The sequence below is a fragment of the Streptomyces sp. CA189 genome (assembly GCF_056428985.1).
Genome location: NZ_JBWJVM010000128.1, coordinates 1 through 15893, shown reverse-complemented (window position 1 = coordinate 15893; position 15893 = coordinate 1). Strand labels below are relative to the sequence as shown.

The window sequence follows — 15893 nt, the reverse complement described above, 5'->3', positions numbered from 1 at the left end:
CACCGCAGTTCAAGACCCCTCCGACACCGGAAACAACCCATCACCGACCGCCTCATCGACCCGCAGCATCACAGGTCAAAGAGACAGCCCGTCAACGGCCACACCGCAACATGAACGAGAACGCACAGTCGGCTCAGATCCCGGTGCGGGGGAACGGCCTGGCTCCGCGCTGCTGGTGGCTGCCGGGCCGCCCGCCGCCGTCGCCTGCGGCGCATTGCGGTTCGCTGGCGCGGCGGCGATGCTCGCGCTGACCGCGGAGCCGAAGAGGAAGGGCATGACCTGGGCGCCGACGTCTCCGGTGATGGAGTAGCCGAGCATCAGGTGCAGGAAGTCGATCATCTCCTTGCCTTCGGCGTTCTCGCCGAAGGTGTCCGTGAGGAAACGGTCGCAGCGCGGGGTGGCCTGCTGCTGGGGGCCGGTCGACGTGGAGCGGGAGTTGAAGTCCTTGTCGGGCTGCGGGGTCCGGATGAGGCCGGTGTGGAGGTCGACGATGCCGGCGGGGTGCACGGCGTGTACGGGTCCGCGTCCAGGAGTTGGGCCCGCAGGACCATGCCGGGGGCCGTCTTCGCCTGGGTCAGCATGGCGCTCATGCCCGAGGTGCTCAGCGCTCGGCGACGGTGATTTTGGAGTGACTGGTTGCTGTGGATGCCGCGGGGGTCGGTCGATGCGATGGCTTCGGCGAGGTCTCCGGCGGCCCAGACCACGGTGTCGTCCTCATCGCCCTGCCAGCGGGTGGTGTCCCACCGGTACCAGCCGAGGCCTGGTACGTGCCGGTAGTCCTTGGAGTAGAGGCGGACGACAGCTTGGCGTTGCCGCAGTCGCTGAGGGTGTCGGGCAGCAGCCCTGCTGAGGTGGCGTGTTCCAGGTGCGCGCTCGCGCCGCCCTGTGCGGGAACGGGCGCCGGTCCAGGCGGGGGCTCCTGCGCGAGGATCTGGGCGGCGATGGCCTCGGCCTCGAAGTCGAAGAGGAAGCCGTCGGTTTCGGGGGGCGGGGCTCACCGGCGTCCTCCAAGGTGCAGGGGGCGCTGCGCGCCGGCGGCCATGCCGCTACGGATGAACTGTGCGGCGCTGGGACTGGCCGGGGCGCGTCATCTCCGCGGTCTCGCGTAGGGCCGCCGTGGCCGCGGCCGCGGCTACGTGCCCGGCCGCGACGAGGCCTCCCGGGGTGTAGGAGGCCCGGTTCAGCTTCTCCGTGAACCCTGCTCCTTCGGTGACCTGGGAGCACGCGGCGACGTCGGCGAGCAGAGCTGCCAGGAGCCGGGATGTCTGGTCCTGGCCGCCGCCAGCCGCCTGGACTGCCTGTCGGGCTCGGGGCAGCACGGGGCGGGGGGGGCCGGGATGTGAGGCGCCGGCAGGTGCCCTGTGCGCTCCAGTTCCTGGGCGAGCCAGGCGGGCAGCGGAGAGGGCTGGCGGGCATCCAGAGCTCTACCGAAGTCGATGACGAGGATGCCGCGGTCTCCGATGTCGACGACAGCTCGGATCCGGAGACCGGGCCGAGCGAAGCAGACGACCCGGGCACAGACCGCTGACGGTGCGTGACCGGGTTCCGATCGTGCGGAGGTCTGCGTAGAGGGCCTCTTGCGCGACCGCCGCCAAACCGTTTTGGTGACTCTCGTCACTCACGGGGCGAACGGGAAGGCGGCCACGATGGCAGACACCACCCAGGCCAACACGGTGGAGGGCGAGAACCACACTCCACGCAAAGCGAGTTGGCGATCCATCGGCCCCGGAATCGTAGTGGCGGCGACCGGTGTCGGGGCCGGCGACCTCGTTGCCACGCTCATCGCGGGCAGCAAGTTCGGCTACACCCTGCTGTGGGCCGCGGTCATCGGTTGCCTGGTCAAAATCTCGCTCGCCGAAGCGGCCGGCCGCTGGCATCTCGCCACCGGCCGCACCCTCTTCGACGGCTGGCGCAGCCTCGGCTCTTGGACCACCGTCTATTTTGCGGTGTACGTCGTCGTCTGGGGCTTCGTCTACGGAGCCGCCGCGATGTCCTCCAGCGCGCTCCCGCTGGCCGTGCTGTTCCCGGACACGATGGACCTCAAACTCTGGGCCGTGCTGTGTGGTCTGGCCGGGCTGGTCTTCGTCTGGTTCAACCAGTACGCCGTCTTCGAGAAGGTCATGACGGTCCTGGTCGGCGTAATGTTCCTGATCACCGTGTATCTCGCGATCCGCGTCACGCCCCGCCTCGACGCCGCCTTCGCCGGCCTGGTGCCCGTCCTGCCGGACGGTTCGCTGGTCTACACGCTCGGCCTGATCGGCGGTGTGGGCGGGACGATCACGCTCGCCGCGTACGGCTACTGGGTCAACGCGAAGGGCTGGACGAACACGAGTTGGATCAAGGTGATGCGGCTCGACAACCGCGTCGCCTACCTCACTACCGGCGTCTTCGTCGTGGCCATGCTCATCGTCGGGGCCGAGCTGCTGCACTCGTCCGGCGTGGCGCTGGCGAAGGGCGACAAAGGCCTGATCGACCTGAGTGCCGTTCTGGAGGAACACTACGGAGAGGCGACCGCCAAGCTGTTCCTGGTCGGGTTCTTCGCAACATCCTTCACCTCGCTGATCGGCGTATGGCACGGAGTGAGTCTGATGTTCACCGACTTCGCCACGAAGTTCCGGCCGTCCCTCGCCCGGACCGGGACGAGCCCGTCGAAGTCCCTGCCCTTCCGAGCCTATCTGCTCTGGCTCACCTTCCCGCCCATCAGCCTGCTCTTCCTGGACCAGCCTTTCGGGCTCATCATCGTGTACGGAGTGATCGGCGCGCTCTTCATGCCTTTCCTGGCCCTGACGCTGCTGTGGCTACTCAATTCCTCACGCACACCGTCCCACTGGCGCAACGGCCTCCTAAGCAACGCGATGCTGGGGGCCGCCGCCCTGTTGTTCGTGGTGCTGTGCGTCCAGCAACTGTGGGAGCTGCTCCAGTAGCGGACCCACAGTTCCGGGGCATCAGCACGCGGCCGCCGCATGAACCAACCCGCCGCCCGCCCCCCGGCTCAAAGAGGGTCGAACTTCCAGAACACCAGAACGAGACGCCCTGGCAGAGCCTCATCGCCCGTCTGGTGGAGGTGGTGCTGGGGATGAGGGCCTGGGCCGCTCGCGGGGCGACTTCACCAACAAGCTCCACCTGAGCGCCGACGGCCGCTGCCTCCCGCTGTCCCTGGTCGTCACACCAGGCCGACGGGCGGACTGCACCCAGTCAAGCCGGCTACAGACCGCGAACACCTGCTGACTGGCGAGCCGGGAGGTGTTCGCGGAGATTGAGAGCCGAATGGCGGCTCGACGAGGCCTCTCCCGGGTGCGGCGCCCCTTGCCACAGGTCTGCGTCGAGGGGAAACGCGGCGATGCGCACCTTCACCGAGTTCCCAGAAAGGTGATCTTGAGGTCGAGGAACTTCTCATGGTCGCCGTCCTTGCCGACCTCGACCAGCGCCAGGAAGCCCTTGCCGCTCTCGAAGCAGAACCGCATGCCCGCTTCGAGTGAGGAGATCTTCAGCACGTCGACGAAACGCGTAACGGCTTTGCATGTCGCCAGAGAACCAGGTTCCGCAGCCTCAAGAGCGACGATCCGTGCCTCGTTGATCGCCCACAACTCGTCGTAGTCCCGGTAGAAATCCAGTTCCTGGCGGTAGCGTTCCACAGCCGGTGAAGCCCCCCGTAGACGAAACCCGTACTCCAGCGCCAGCGAGAGCGTCGAGCCGGTACTCGCACGGGGACTGCCGGAAGCCGATGGGGCGGCGCCACGGCTAGTCCCCGGCGCTGGTGGCTCAGTGGTCGGCTGTGACGGTGCTGCGGTGACGGTGACCGTCGGGGCCGGCGCGGGCCCTTTCGCGGTCGGTGATCTCGAAACGGCGGGCAGACCGATGAAGCCCACAACGACACCCAGAACGGCGGCCAAGGCCGACACCGCCGCGGCAATCTCACCTAAGCGCCGCCGCGGCGGGTCCTCCGATGGGGCCGAATTTCCCGCAGACGAGGGCACGCTCGGTGGAGACGTCGGCTGGGGCAGGGCGGCGTCCTCGGCTCCAGGGCTGCTCGACATGGCGTCCTCTCACTGAGTCAGGGCGCCTCGGCCGCTACCGCGCCAACCTGCCCGGGAGCGGCAGCAGGAAGGTCGCGCACGAGCCAAGCGGCTTGTCCACCATCGGGCGGGGGCAGCGGAGCTTGCGACCCCTCATGATCCGGGCCTCGGGCCAATGCGAATGGTCAGGTCAGTTCTCGCCGGGCGTGGGTACCAACGCGGGCAGAAGCACGGCGAGAACCTTCTCCATGTACGCCTCTGGCAGGGGGCGGGTGCGCAAGAGCCAGGTGTGGTAGATCGGCCCGTAGAGCAGCTCGACCGCCATCTCGAGGTCGAGGTCGGTGCGGATCTGCCCGGCATCGCGTGCTGTGGCGAGGCGCGCGACACATGCGTCGATGGAGACCCGCAGGATGCGGGTGACGCCGTCCGCCGCAGCCTCATCGGATTGGGCGGCACCGATCAGTCCACGCCAGATCTCGCCGAACTCCGTGTTGAACAGTCGCATGACGCTCGATGTCTGAGCGGCTAGGTCCGCATGGATGTCACCGGTATCGGGGAAGCCGGCGGCGGCGTCCCGGGCGTTCTCGACGCCCTCGATGAGGATGGCGGCCTTGGAGGGCCACCACCGGTAGATGGTCGTCTTACCGACACCCGCCCGGGCGGCGATGCCCTCGATCGTGGTCGAGGCGAATCCCCGCTCAACACACAGGCCGAGAGCAGCCTCGATGATGGCCTGCCGGGACTCTTCGCTGCGGGTTGCGGGACTCACACACCGACCCTATCCGAGCGCAACGCTACGTCTCGTGTTGACAGCCATCGATTCCAGCCACACACTGATCACGCAACGATCCGTTTCGTATCGATTGCACAGCGGGGGGCGTCCCCGGTACCCGGGACACGGGTACCGGAAAGACGCCCCAGCGGGTCAGGCACCTCAAGACCACCCTTGCCCCTGCGAGAGACCGTTCACCGCATTCGTTGATCTCGAAGGGCAGCCTGATGGCGCTTCGTGTGCGACGACTCGGTGAACACGAAGACTCTCGGGTGTGCCCGTCGAGTGGTCACCGCTTGGGTCGTTCGTAGGTGCGATAATCGGTCCGCGCCTGAGGAAATATCGCGCTGGTATCGGGGCCGTTTGATCGTGGGGCCGTTCAGGCCGTTCGAAGCCGAGGAGTTGGGACGTCTCGAGCAGGAGATTGGCCTCCCCCTGTCGGCGTCATACCGGTCGTTCCTGGAAGCGGCGGGTGGGGAGAGCCTCACCTACTCGGTCCGCCTGCCGGCTTGTGAACCGGAGCCGTTGCAGAATTTCGACGATCTCTACCAACTCGGCCGCGACGGCCATGGTGAGTACGGCTGGGGCACGTTGCTCGGTGAATACCGCCGCAGTCGTGAAGGGTGGCTCGCCGATGAGGTCTCGCTCACGGGCCTTCTGCCGATTGCCCGAAACGGCGGTCCTCGGGATCGCGGGCAGGAGATCAGCGGGACCGGGCGGGGCCCGGCCGGGCCGGGCGGCGTACGCGGCGCCGCCGGGCTAACGCGCCCCGACGGTGCCGGGCCACGGCCTTGCGCCCGCGTACGCGACGGCATCGTGCGTGCGCCGGACGGACCGGGCGCTCCTGCGCCCCTTCGCCTCATGCCACAGACGGGCGGTCTCCACCGCCTCCACGAGCGCGAGCAGCAGCGTCAGGACAGCCACGGCGCCACCGCCCCGCCCCGGGCCGTACGCGGTGCGCGCTCACACGCGCGGGCGGAGGTCCGCCACCCGGGCCCGCGCCCTTGGCCGGTGCGGCCCGGTGCCGGTGCTCAAGGAACGCGGCTTCGACCGGGGCCGACTGTCCGGGAGCCGCGGCGGCGGTGGATGTGGTGGTCGAGCGGGACACGGCCGTCGCCGGGGAGACCCTCACCAGTGGGCTATGCCGCGCTCGGTTGTCCAGGCCAACTGGTCTGGGCGAAGCGCCCGAAGCTGCTTCCCGGTGAAGGCGCGGCAGTGGACCGGCACGGTCGCCTCCGGGAGTCCCCTCCCAGCCAGGGCCCCGCACCGGCCCACCCGCCCAACCGCCGGTCAGGGGGCGTCGATGAGTACCCGGCTGTCGGTCGGCACGGTTGCCGCGAGCCCGTTCGCGTACGCGTTCTGCACGCGGGAGCGCTCGGTCGCGTTGGGCACGGCGTTGGTGCAGGCCGTCCCGGCGCTGGACCCGGACATCAGCTGGGAGCACGGCCCCGGCTTGGTGTCCGGGAGGCCCAGGCTGTGGCCCAGCTCGTGCGCAGCGATGCGCGTCTTGTCGTACCCCTGGCTCACGGCCTGCGCGCCGAGTTCGACTCGCACCTGTCGCCCAGGACGGACCGGACCGAGGGTAGCCTGCGGCCAGCCGGTGGTGGCCACGATGACGATCTCGGCCCGGACCCCGGGCGCGGCCTCCACCAGCCGAACGTTGCTGACGTTCGCGTTCCAGGCAGCGACCCCGGCCGTGATGGCCGCTTCCCAGCCGCCAGCCCGGCTGTCATTGTAACGGAGCGTCACTACCGCTGCGGAGGCGTCCGATACGGGCGCGGGTGCCGCGGTCGCGGCGGTTGCCGCCGCGAGAACCATTGCGGCGGCGGAGGTGCCGACTTTCAGCCAGGTGCCCAAAGACATGGTCGTCTTCCTTCATGCGTGGGGGGACCGGCCCCTCGGCGGAGCCGGGGCACTGGAGGCGCCGCCACCGCCCGCCTGTGGCCGCGCGTTCGGACAGCCGCCCCTCCGGAGCCCTAAGAAGGTAGCCCCGTACCCCACCAAACCGTCATGCACCTGCCAGCCAATTCCGGCAGGAACTCCAGCCGATGCCCGGTCAGCGGGCGGCACCTCGCGCGGCCGCGCCGGCGCAGCCGTACCGCTTGCGGACGGCTGCGCCGCAAAAGCAAGGTGTGAACAGGTACGCCCATGACAGCCAGCCAGCTTCGCGATCCCATGCGATCAGGGTCAGCGGCCTCGCTCAGCAGCAAGGGTGTCACTCGGCGTCTCGCCTTACGGGCAGAGCCTGCCAGGCCTCGGGGTACAGTCGTCGCCCGGATCCACAGGGCCGCCCGGCCGGAAATTGGACCACCACAGCGGGGTGGACCCGTAATAGACCACCAGGTTCCCGCCGTTCTGGATCGCCAGATGCGCACCCCAGTGATGGTCGGTGGCACTGTTCCACAGCGGGCGCATCGCCGCGTCGTAGGAGACGAGGTTCCCGTCGGCCTGCATGTAGAAGGTATTCCCGTAGCCGTAGCTTCCCGTGGCCGTCCAGATGGCAACGTTGTCGCGGTAGAGCACCACGTGGCCGTCGTACTGCTGGATCAGCATGGTCCGGCGGTCGGGCGAATACCAGGCCTCGCCCCGGTTCAGGCCGGTCGTGCCCGTGATGACGGTCTCGGTGTCACTGCTGCCCAGGGCGGCCGGGGCAACAGCCGCAGTGGCGGGCGAAGCCTGCGCCGCCGTAGCGCCAAGCCCGGCCGGGACCAGGGCGAGCGCTGCGGCGGCGGTCAATAAGACGGGGCGAAAGCGTACTCGGTTCATGGGAACTCCGTCTGGTGCGATCCGGTTGGACGCCCGTAGCCTCGCAGTGGAATCTCGCACTCAGCAGAAGGAATTCGGCCGATGGGCCGCGCCATGACCGGGAGGGGCCGCCAAGGGCTGCCCCTTCGCCACGGGGCCACTCACGACGTGCTGGCCTGCTGGTCCGGCGTCGACCGCTCCACGATCACCCGGGCGATCCGCGAGGTGCGGAATGGCTCCCAGCTGCCGAGGTTCACGACGAGCAGTATGAAAGCACGTTGTCCCACGCCTAGAAGAAAAGAATGATGCGCCCCATGAAATACACCGTCTCCATCGAGATCGCCCTGCCGCGGGAGAAGGTGGTCCAGCTGCTCGCCGACCCGGCACACCTCCCGAAATGGCTGCGGGGCCTGGTGCTGCACGAGCCGATGACCGGGGAGCACGGGCAGCTCGGCACCAAGTCGCGTGTCGTGATGCAGATGGGCAAGCGGAAGCTCGAGTGCACCGAGACCATCACACGCCGGGAACCGACGGACCTGCGCGAGATCCGGAAAACGAGCGTAGTTCACTTCGACCGCGAGATCGTCGGCGAGGGCATGTGGAGCGCCGTGCGCGACCGGCTGACCGAAGCCAGCCCGGAAACGACGCTCTGGGAGAGCGAGAACGAATACCGGTTCAGCGGCCTTCTGATGAAACTGGTGGGACTTCTGATGCCCGGCGCCTTCCGCAAGCAGTCGCGACAGCACATGCAGGACTTCAAGGCGTTCGCCGAGCAGGGAAAGGACGTCCGCAGAGCGATGGACTGAGCGGGGTCCGGACGTCCGGCTCCCCCACGCCGAGGAGAACCGCACGCCCTCCCAGGGATGACCGGGGCAGACCGCCTCAACGAACAGCTCGGCGCCCGGCCGACCCTGCCGCCCGCCCTTTACGCCTCCTTGGCCCGGCGCGGGATACGATCCGCCGCTTCCTCACCACGACCGGCGACGCCACCTGAGCACTCACCGTCGGTTGCTTCCCGGCCTCGCCGATGTCCACGCCGCGATCGACCGTCTCAGCGCCGAAACCGGCAGGTGCGCCAGCGTGCCGGCCTCCGATAGTGCGTTCTGGGCACCGTCCCTGGCCCGCGGACACATGTCGGCGCGGACCGCGCACAACCTAACCCGCCCCGGACGGGCCAGTACGCCGCGCCGCCGGGCGCTGCGCCGGGCGCGCTCCTCAGGCGCGTGCGGAGGGGCCCGCCGGCCCGAGCGAGCGGCGGGGACACCACCGCGTCGCCGGGTCCAGAATGCTGGACCACCCGGCCCGCTTACCCACTGGGGTGAGTGCGCTCACGAGAGCGGCGGCCCAGTCTCTTCCTCGTCCCCCTCAGCAGCACCATGCCGCGGCCGGGCAGGTGGCTCATGGCCGAGGGACAGTACTGCCGGCTCGTTCGGCGGCGGGGTAGTTCGTCCGTAAGGGTGCGACCCTGGCCACTGGGGCCGTGACGGGGGCCGCACCTCGACAGCGCGAGAGCGTCCGCTGCGCGGTGCCGTTTCTCCTTCTCAGCGCAGTTGCTCGGCCAATCCGACGATGATGCCCTCCGGGCCGCGGAGGTAGCAGAGCAGATAGCTGTCCTCGAACCGGGCGATCTCACCGACGAGCTCGGCACCGTGCGGACGCAGACGGGCAACAGTGTCCTTGAGGTCGTCGACGGCGAACATGACGCGGTGCGTGCCCAGGATGTTGTGCGGTCGGTCGCGCGGCCCGGCGCTGATTGCCGCGGGGCTGCGGTACTTCGCCAGTTCGAGCCGGCTGTGACCGTCAGGGGTGCGGAGCATCGCGATGTCGCAGTGAACGCCGTCCAGGCCTGTGCACTGGTCGGCGACGAGGCCCTCGACCTGCGCGGTGCCCTCCAGCTCCATACCGAGTTCCATGAAGAACGCGGTGGCGGCGTCCATGTCCTCGACGACGATGCCTACGTTGTCCATCCGCTGAATCGCCATGGCGGCGTCTCCTTCGTTCTCGTGCGGCGGGTGGGTGGCCGCTGATGTCCCTGGGACGGAGCCGGTGGCACGTTCTCGACATCCTCAGACTCCCGGACTTCGAAAACTCTGGATCGCGCCTCGGCACCGCCACAGCTTCAGCGTCACCGGGGCCCGGTCGTGTCCGGTCGCTCTCCTGCGGACCGGTTCCGGCGAACCGGGGTGCGTCGTCGATGGCCGCGGGTCGGCAACGTGTTCACGAGCAGCCGGTGCAGCCCGGCTCGCAGCCGCACGCGTCGGCCTCGGCCGCGCTGGTACGGGCGGGGGCCGACGTGTGAGTCGTGGGTGCGCAGCAGCCCTTGCCCTGCCAGGCGTCGCGGCCTTCCTTGAGCGCGATGGCGGCGATGACGAGGGCAGCGATGGGGTCGGCCCAGGACCAGCCGAGGGTGGCGTTGAGGACCAGGCCGGCCAGGAGGACGGCGGAGAGGTAGGTGCACAGCAGGGTCTGCTTGGAGTCCGCGACCGCGCTCGCGGAGCCGAGTTCGCGGCCCGCGCGGCGCTGGGCGGCGGAGAGGAACGGCATGATCGCGAGGGAGATGGCGGCGATCACGATGCCGGGGATGGAGCGTTCGGCCTCGCCGGTGCCGGTCAGGGCGCGGACGGCATCGACGCTGACGTACGCGGCGAGGGCGAAGAAGGAGACCGCGATGATCCGCAGAGTGGCCTTCTCCCGGGCGTCGCGCAGGCCGTGGTCGCGGGCGGAGAACTGCCAGGCGACCGCTGCGGCGGAGGACACCTCGATGATCGAGTCGAGGCCGAAGCCGATGAGCGCGGTGGAGGAGGCCAAGGTGCCGGCGGTGAGCGCGACGATCGCTTCGATGACGTTGTAGGTGATCGTCGCGGCGACCAGGAACCGTATCGGCGGGCGAGCGCGTCGCGGCGTGCCGGGGACGGCCCCAGGGATATCGCGGTCATCAGCAGCAACCCTTCTCGGTGACGTCCGGGCAGGTCTTAACCACGAGGCCGCAGTCGCGCAGGCAGGCCAGGTGGTTGGACAGCCGGGTGCGGGAGACGCCGAGCGCGTCGGCCAGGTCGGCGGGGTAGGCCGGCGCCTGGCGCAGCGCGAGGAGGATGCGGCAGCGGATCGGGTCGGCGAGCGCGCGGCCGAAACGGGCCAGCACGTTGATGTCGGAGACAACGGTCAGCACCCCCTGACAGTACAGCGAATCGTGAATTCACAGAAAGGTGGATGATAATCGGTGGGACTGAGCAGCTAGCCGGTCCCAATCGCCAGATTGACCCCCATGCCTCTCTTCACGTCAGTCCGCGTAGCGCCGGCCGTCGGCCTCGACCCTCCGCGCCTTTGCGTGTGCGGACAGACGTGGGTCCAGGTGGGCGAGGCGGGGTTTGGCCGGTGCGGGCAGGCGGGATGCATCGGCCGTGTTCTCGCTGCCTGTGCCCACACGCTGGGAATCCCTGCGCCGACAGTTTTCCGCCGACGGCTACGTCGCCCTGCCCGGACTGATCAGCCCCACCGGGCTCGCCGACCTCGCAAGTGAAGCACGGAGGCTGGAGGCCGACGCCGTGCGCCGCGACTTCCGCATGCCCGGCATGGCCGACAGCCCCCGGCACATGACCACCCTCGGCGGACAGCACATCGCCCGCGCTTCACCAGTGATCACGCGCCTCTACGAGAACCGGGACCTGATGGGGCTGCTCTCCTCGCTCCTGGGCGAGACGGTCTGCGCCGTGCACGACCCCGTCGAGCGGCACGTCCTGAACGTCCTGCACCGCCCCGGGGACACCCACGGCGCACACACCGACGACTACCCCCTCGCCCTGGTCCTCTTCATCGAAGCCCCACCACACCACACCGACGGCGGACTGCTGGAGTTCCACCCCGGCCGCAGCGACCTCGGCGCCCTCCACGCACCCGGCACCCGACGCGTCCACCACCGGCCCGCCGACGGCTACCTCCTGCACAGCGACCTCACCGCCCACCGCGTCACCCCGCTCGAGCGTGACGGAGTACGGCGTACCGTGCTCAACTTCGCGTACACCACACCCGGCCGCCAAGGCGCAACCACCCAGACCGCCTTCCTCCTCTACGACTGAGACCCGCCGGCCGGCCGGCAGCGGGCGCAGCGGCCGATCTCCTGACCTCCGGGGAGCGTTGCAGGGCAGCGCGTACGGCGTCGATGCTCTTGCTGCCCCCGCAGCATGCGATCACGGCACGCTCGGCCGGATGCTCGGGTCGCTCCCCACCCACAGCACGCACCCGCGAGGCTTGCATCAGGAGCAGCTCCCTGGATCGAGCGGGCTACGGCGCGGACTCCGCCGTAGCCCGCTTTCCCTCCGGGGCTCGGACGTCACCTTGACCGCCCAGGACACTCTGACCAGCAGGTCTACCCGTCTGTACCGAGCGGCGATTCCACGCGGTCCGCGTGCTGGTACCAGCGGCGGTGCCCCTACGATGTCCTGGATTCATGATCTTCGTTTCGAGGGTGGGGAACTGTTGAAGGGCATACGCAGAACACTCGGCAGCACGGCGAGCCGGCTGGCCGTCGGCCTGGCGCTACTTGCTGGAGCCGTGACCGGGGGTTCGCAGCCGGTGGCGGCCGACCCGGTCGCACCGCAGGCAGTGCGTACCGTCACGTACAACGCGTGCGGTGCGTCCGTATGCAAGAACACCGTCGACACGGCCCAGGAGTGGGCGGCGAAGTTCCAGTCACGGATGGTCTCCGAGGGCGGGACCGCCGATGTGATCGCGCTGCAGGAGCTGTGTACGGGTCAGTACGAGGCGCTGGCGAACCTGCTGGTCGGCTACACGTCGGTACGGGTCGGCGATCAGGAGCCTGTTGGGTGCGAGCGCTGGGGAGGAACTTCGAAGAAGTTCGGGAACGCGGTGTTCGTCAAGGGCACGGCGGCTGACTTCTCGACACACCAGGCACTGGTGAACCCCGCTGAGCCCAAGCTGGAGGAGCAGCGGTGGGTGGCGTGCGTGAAGGGCCCGATCGGCGGCCGGACCACGCTGGCGTGCGGGACGCACCTGGCGACGAGCATCCCGTCGAACGGGACGCCGGTGATGCTCGACAACATGGAGCGGTGGGCGGCGGGCGCGCCCGCGCTGGTACTCGGTGACTTCAACGCCATACCGACCCACTCGGCGCTCAAGCCGATGGAGACCGGGCTGTGTGCCACGGGCCCCTTCGTCGAGGCGGACGCCACTAGCCCCAGTCCCACTGCTTGGGCGGCGACCGACAACCCCCCGAAGTACCGGATGAAGTACGACCACGCCTTCTTCGGCAGCAGGGACTTCACGGGCTTCAAGGCGAAGACGGCCGACATCGACCTGACGCCCGTAGAGGACCACAAGCTGTTGTGGGCCGAGGCCCAGCCGCTCGAGCGGACCGCGGTACACGTGCCGGGCGACCTCAACGGCGACCTCTGCCCCGACATGCTCGCGGTGCGCAAGGACGACACCCTGCGGTTGTATCCCGGGACGGGCCGGGGCGCGTTCGGCTCCCCGCGCGTGATCGGCAGCGGACCCGAGTGGAATGGCGCGGTGGTCAGCCACCGCGGGGACTGGGACGGTGACCGCGACGAGGACGTCGTCGCCCGCAAGGGCGACGAGCTGATCCTGCACAAGAACACGGGCAACGGCGACCTCGAAGCCGGTGTGGTGATGAAGGTGTCCGAGACCGGCTGGGCCCACACCACCCCGGTCGCGGCCGGCGACGTCGACGGCGACGGGAGCCCGGACCTCTTGGCCAAGAGCAGCACGGGCCTGTGGCTCCACCGCGGCCGTGAGGCGGCGGACGGCGGATGGCTCTCGTACGGCGCAGTCCGGATCAGCGTCGAGGATTGGCAGAACCGGGAGATCCTCGTTCCCGGTGACACGACCGGGGACGAGAAGGCTGAAATCTGGGCGCGTGACGCCGCCGGGGACATCAAGCAGTACGGCTACGACAGCGTCGCGAAGACCCTGACCACCTCCACGGTCATCGGCAACCTGCCGGCGAGCTCCCGCGTGCTTGGACTCTCCGCGGGCGACGGCAACGCCGACGGCCTCTCCGACCTCTGGTACACCACGCCGACGTTCGAGCTCGTCTTCCACCCGGGAGGCGCCGCCTTCACGGAAAGCAACTCCATGACGGTGGGCACCGGCGGCTGGGGCTACTTCTCCAACCTCGGCTGACGCAGGACACTGTTGATCGACGCTGAATACGAGCATGAGGGCGTCGTGCACACGGTGTCGGCTTCGTGCTCACTCTGTCGCGTGGGTCTCGGTGATCGCGGTGCGGGTGGAGGACTCGTCGACGATTCCCTTCTCCTCGGTGAAGGCTGCGATGAGGGACTGCCAGGCGGTGTTGTCGACCGAGCGGGGCAGGCCGCGGCTGGTGAGGTGGATGCTCCTCCTTGCTCATCGTGGGCATCTGGTAGCTGATCGAGATCCGCTGGTCCAGGGCCGCCAGGACGCCGTGCTTCATGCGTTTGCGCAGGGTGGGCTGGCCGATCAGCAGCACCGCGAACGGCGTCGTGGAATCCATGTCGTAGTTGGTGAGCATGCGGATCGCGTCCAGGTGGAACTTGGGGGTCCCGCCCAGGCTGGTGACGATGCGGTCGTAGAGTCCGCGCAGGCCGACCTCGGGGTTGGGCTGGTAGATGACCGTGAACCGGGCCGGGTCGAGCGCGGCGACGGCGCCCTTGAGCGCGACGGTTTTGCCGGATCCGACTTCGCCGGTGACCACGCCGATCGCCCGGTTGTTGATGCACCACGCGATGCGGGCGGCGGCTTCCCGTGGAAGTGGTGCTGGTGGAGCATGGACGGGGCCAGGTTGCGGCCGAAGGGCACGCGGGTGAAACCGAAATACCCCTGAACACGGTCGATCATCGCGGTCCCCGCCCATCGTCCATCAGGGACTAGTAGTTGATGCCCTTCGCGGTGTTCGCGGTGTTCGCGGTGTTCGCCGTGTGGGTCTCGTCGAGGATCTTCAGGTAGTCGGTTCCAGTCGGCGGGGCCGACTCCGGCGGTGTCTCCGGCCTCGCCTTCGGATGGGGGTTCCGGCCCACCCGGTGCGGGACGGCATTGCCCGCGCTCTTGCCCGAGGTCCTGACCCCGTCTCGGTTAGGTCGAACGGGTCGAAGACCAGCTCGACTTTCATCCCGACCAGCATCGGGTCGACCTCGTAGGTGTTGCCGTGCAGGCTGACCGTCGCGGTCTTCGTCACGGTCCGGAGCTCCGACCACAGAAACGCCTCCCGAAGATCAACGGGGCTGGGCAGCGGAAGCGGCCGGGGAATCGAACCCAGCCACCGTTCGATCGGAGGCTGCCCCCTCTCCGAGTGCACCGTCCGGTGATAGACCGTCTCCACCCACGGTGACGCCGTAAAGAATCAACACGTTGCTTCGTGGGCCCTGCCGCGTTGGCAGGGTGTGCGCATATCAAGCGAGGTTCGCGACCAACTCGCTCTCAGGTTCGCGGTGTTATTGCCGCATCTGAATGAGCGGCAACGGCGGTTGGCGATGGCGGCCGAGGCCCGGCTGCTGGGGCACGGCGGCGTCCGGGCCGTCGCACAGTCCGCGGGGGCGAGTGAGACGACGGTACGCAGGGGCGTTTTCGAGCTGGAGGCCGGCGAGGACTCGTTGCCCCACGGCAGAGCCCGGCGTACTGGTGGTGGTCGCAAGAGCGCCGAGGACCTGGACTCGAAGCTCATCCCGGCCTTGCTCGCCCTGGTCGAGCCTGACGAGCGGGGTGATCCGATGTCGCCCCTGCGCTGGACGACCAAGTCACTGCGGAATCTCGCCGAGGAGCTGACCCGCCAGGGTCATGCGGTCTCACCGCCGACAGTAGGCCGGCTACTGCGTGAGCAGGGCTTCAGCCTCCAGGCCAACGTGAAGACGCTGGAGGGAAAGCAGCATCCCGACCGGGACGCTCAGTTCCGCTATATCAACGACCAGGTCAAGAAGCATCAGGCGGACAGACAGCCGGTGATCAGTGTGGACGCGAAGAAGAAGGAGCAGCTCGGGCAGCTGCCGAGCACCGGAAGGCAGTGGCGCCCGGCCGGTGAGCCGGTGGAGGTCGAGGACCACAGTTTCTTCACCGTCGGCCCGGACGCGTCGCAGGCCATCCCGTACGGCATCTACGACATCACGGAGAACACGGGCTGGGTGAACGTCGGCATGGACCACGACACCGCGGCGTTCGCGGTCGCCTCGATCCGCCGCTGGTGGGAGGGACGGGGAAACCTCGACTACCGGGACGCCACCCGGCTGCTGATCACCGCCGATGCCGGCGGCTCGAACAGCTACCGGTTCCGGATGTGGAAGTCCGAGCTGGCCGTCCTGGCGGCCGATACCGGACTGTCCATCACGGTCTGCCACTTCCCTCCAGGAACC

16 protein-coding genes and 3 pseudogenes are annotated in these 15893 nt (G+C 68.9%); 5 read left to right on the top strand and 14 right to left on the bottom strand.

Going from position 1 to position 15893, the window contains the following annotated elements:
- Nucleotides 1-75 precede the first annotated feature (75 nt).
- Nucleotides 76-998: pseudogene (locus AC061S_RS42930) on the bottom strand (hypothetical protein).
- Between the two features lie 48 nt (nt 999-1046).
- A complete protein-coding gene (locus AC061S_RS42925; protein WP_478691310.1) occupies nt 1047-1319 on the bottom strand; it encodes a hypothetical protein in 273 nt (90 codons plus the stop codon).
- 327 nt (nt 1320-1646) lie between these two features.
- On the opposite strand from AC061S_RS42925, the gene AC061S_RS42920 reads away from it, so the two are divergent.
- Nucleotides 1647-2924 (top strand): Nramp family divalent metal transporter, encoded by a 1278-nt coding sequence (locus tag AC061S_RS42920; protein ID WP_478691309.1) that lies wholly within the window; start codon nt 1647-1649, stop codon nt 2922-2924.
- Between the two features lie 426 nt (nt 2925-3350).
- Here AC061S_RS42920 and AC061S_RS42915 read toward each other — a convergent pair whose 3' ends face one another.
- The 6 genes from AC061S_RS42915 to AC061S_RS42890 form a co-directional block, all read right to left on the bottom strand.
- On the bottom strand, nt 3351-3635 hold the full coding sequence (locus tag AC061S_RS42915) for a hypothetical protein (RefSeq protein WP_478691308.1): 285 nt from the start codon (nt 3633-3635) through the stop codon (nt 3351-3353).
- Between the two features lie 571 nt (nt 3636-4206).
- Nucleotides 4207-4785 carry a TetR/AcrR family transcriptional regulator gene (locus AC061S_RS42910; protein ID WP_478691307.1) on the bottom strand — a complete coding sequence of 193 codons (579 nt, stop codon included), beginning with the start codon at nt 4783-4785 and terminating at the stop codon, nt 4207-4209.
- Between the two features lie 762 nt (nt 4786-5547).
- The gene (locus AC061S_RS42905; protein ID WP_478691306.1) at nt 5548-5712 is read right to left on the bottom strand and encodes a hypothetical protein; all 165 of its coding nucleotides are present in this window, start codon (nt 5710-5712) and stop codon (nt 5548-5550) included.
- 366 nt (nt 5713-6078) lie between these two features.
- Nucleotides 6079-6651: a snapalysin family zinc-dependent metalloprotease gene (locus AC061S_RS42900; protein ID WP_478691305.1), complete on the bottom strand. Its 573-nt coding sequence runs from the start codon at nt 6649-6651 to the stop codon at nt 6079-6081.
- A gap of 369 nt (nt 6652-7020) precedes the next feature.
- The gene (locus tag AC061S_RS42895) at nt 7021-7554 is read right to left on the bottom strand and encodes a hypothetical protein (protein WP_478691304.1); all 534 of its coding nucleotides are present in this window, start codon (nt 7552-7554) and stop codon (nt 7021-7023) included.
- Between the two features lie 140 nt (nt 7555-7694).
- Nucleotides 7695-7820: a hypothetical protein gene (locus tag AC061S_RS42890; RefSeq protein ID WP_478691303.1), complete on the bottom strand. Its 126-nt coding sequence runs from the start codon at nt 7818-7820 to the stop codon at nt 7695-7697.
- Nucleotides 7821-7835: 15 nt separating this feature from the next.
- On the opposite strand from AC061S_RS42890, the gene AC061S_RS42885 reads away from it, so the two are divergent.
- Complete coding sequence (locus AC061S_RS42885) at nt 7836-8339, top strand: SRPBCC family protein (RefSeq protein ID WP_478691302.1); 504 nt, start codon at nt 7836-7838, stop codon at nt 8337-8339.
- A gap of 735 nt (nt 8340-9074) precedes the next feature.
- Here AC061S_RS42885 and AC061S_RS42880 read toward each other — a convergent pair.
- From AC061S_RS42880 to AC061S_RS42870, 3 genes and pseudogenes are all read right to left on the bottom strand, one after another.
- Nucleotides 9075-9515, bottom strand: coding sequence for a VOC family protein (locus AC061S_RS42880; protein WP_478691301.1), 441 nt, complete (start codon nt 9513-9515; stop codon nt 9075-9077).
- A gap of 235 nt (nt 9516-9750) precedes the next feature.
- A pseudogene (locus AC061S_RS42875) lies at nt 9751-10469 on the bottom strand (cation efflux transmembrane domain-containing protein).
- On the bottom strand, nt 10469-10702 hold the full coding sequence (locus AC061S_RS42870; protein ID WP_478691300.1) for an ArsR/SmtB family transcription factor: 234 nt from the start codon (nt 10700-10702) through the stop codon (nt 10469-10471). The pseudogene AC061S_RS42875 and the gene AC061S_RS42870 overlap by 1 nt, the downstream one beginning before the upstream one ends.
- A 232-nt stretch (nt 10703-10934) precedes the next feature.
- Between AC061S_RS42870 and AC061S_RS42865 the strand changes: the two genes are divergently transcribed.
- Complete coding sequence (locus tag AC061S_RS42865) at nt 10935-11609, top strand: HalD/BesD family halogenase (protein ID WP_478691299.1); 675 nt, start codon at nt 10935-10937, stop codon at nt 11607-11609.
- A 400-nt stretch (nt 11610-12009) separates the two neighbouring features.
- Entirely contained in the window at nt 12010-13692 is a 1683-nt protein-coding gene (locus AC061S_RS42860; RefSeq protein WP_478691298.1) for an FG-GAP-like repeat-containing protein, read from the top strand.
- Here AC061S_RS42860 and AC061S_RS42855 read toward each other — a convergent pair.
- The 3 genes and pseudogenes from AC061S_RS42855 to AC061S_RS42845 form a co-directional block, all read right to left on the bottom strand.
- Nucleotides 13628-14404: an AAA family ATPase gene (locus AC061S_RS42855; protein ID WP_478691297.1), complete on the bottom strand. Its 777-nt coding sequence runs from the start codon at nt 14402-14404 to the stop codon at nt 13628-13630. The two genes, AC061S_RS42860 and AC061S_RS42855, sit on opposite strands and share 65 nt — an antisense overlap.
- Nucleotides 14405-14417: 13 nt before the next feature.
- Entirely contained in the window at nt 14418-14567 is a 150-nt protein-coding gene (locus tag AC061S_RS42850; RefSeq protein ID WP_478691311.1) for a hypothetical protein, read from the bottom strand.
- A gap of 62 nt (nt 14568-14629) precedes the next feature.
- A pseudogene (locus AC061S_RS42845) lies at nt 14630-14845 on the bottom strand (Mu transposase C-terminal domain-containing protein); the annotation flags it as partial.
- An 85-nt stretch (nt 14846-14930) separates the two neighbouring features.
- Here AC061S_RS42845 and AC061S_RS42840 point away from each other — a divergent pair.
- Nucleotides 14931-15893, top strand: a 963-nt coding sequence (locus AC061S_RS42840; RefSeq protein WP_478691296.1) for an ISAzo13 family transposase, incomplete at its 3' end; no start/stop codon positions are given.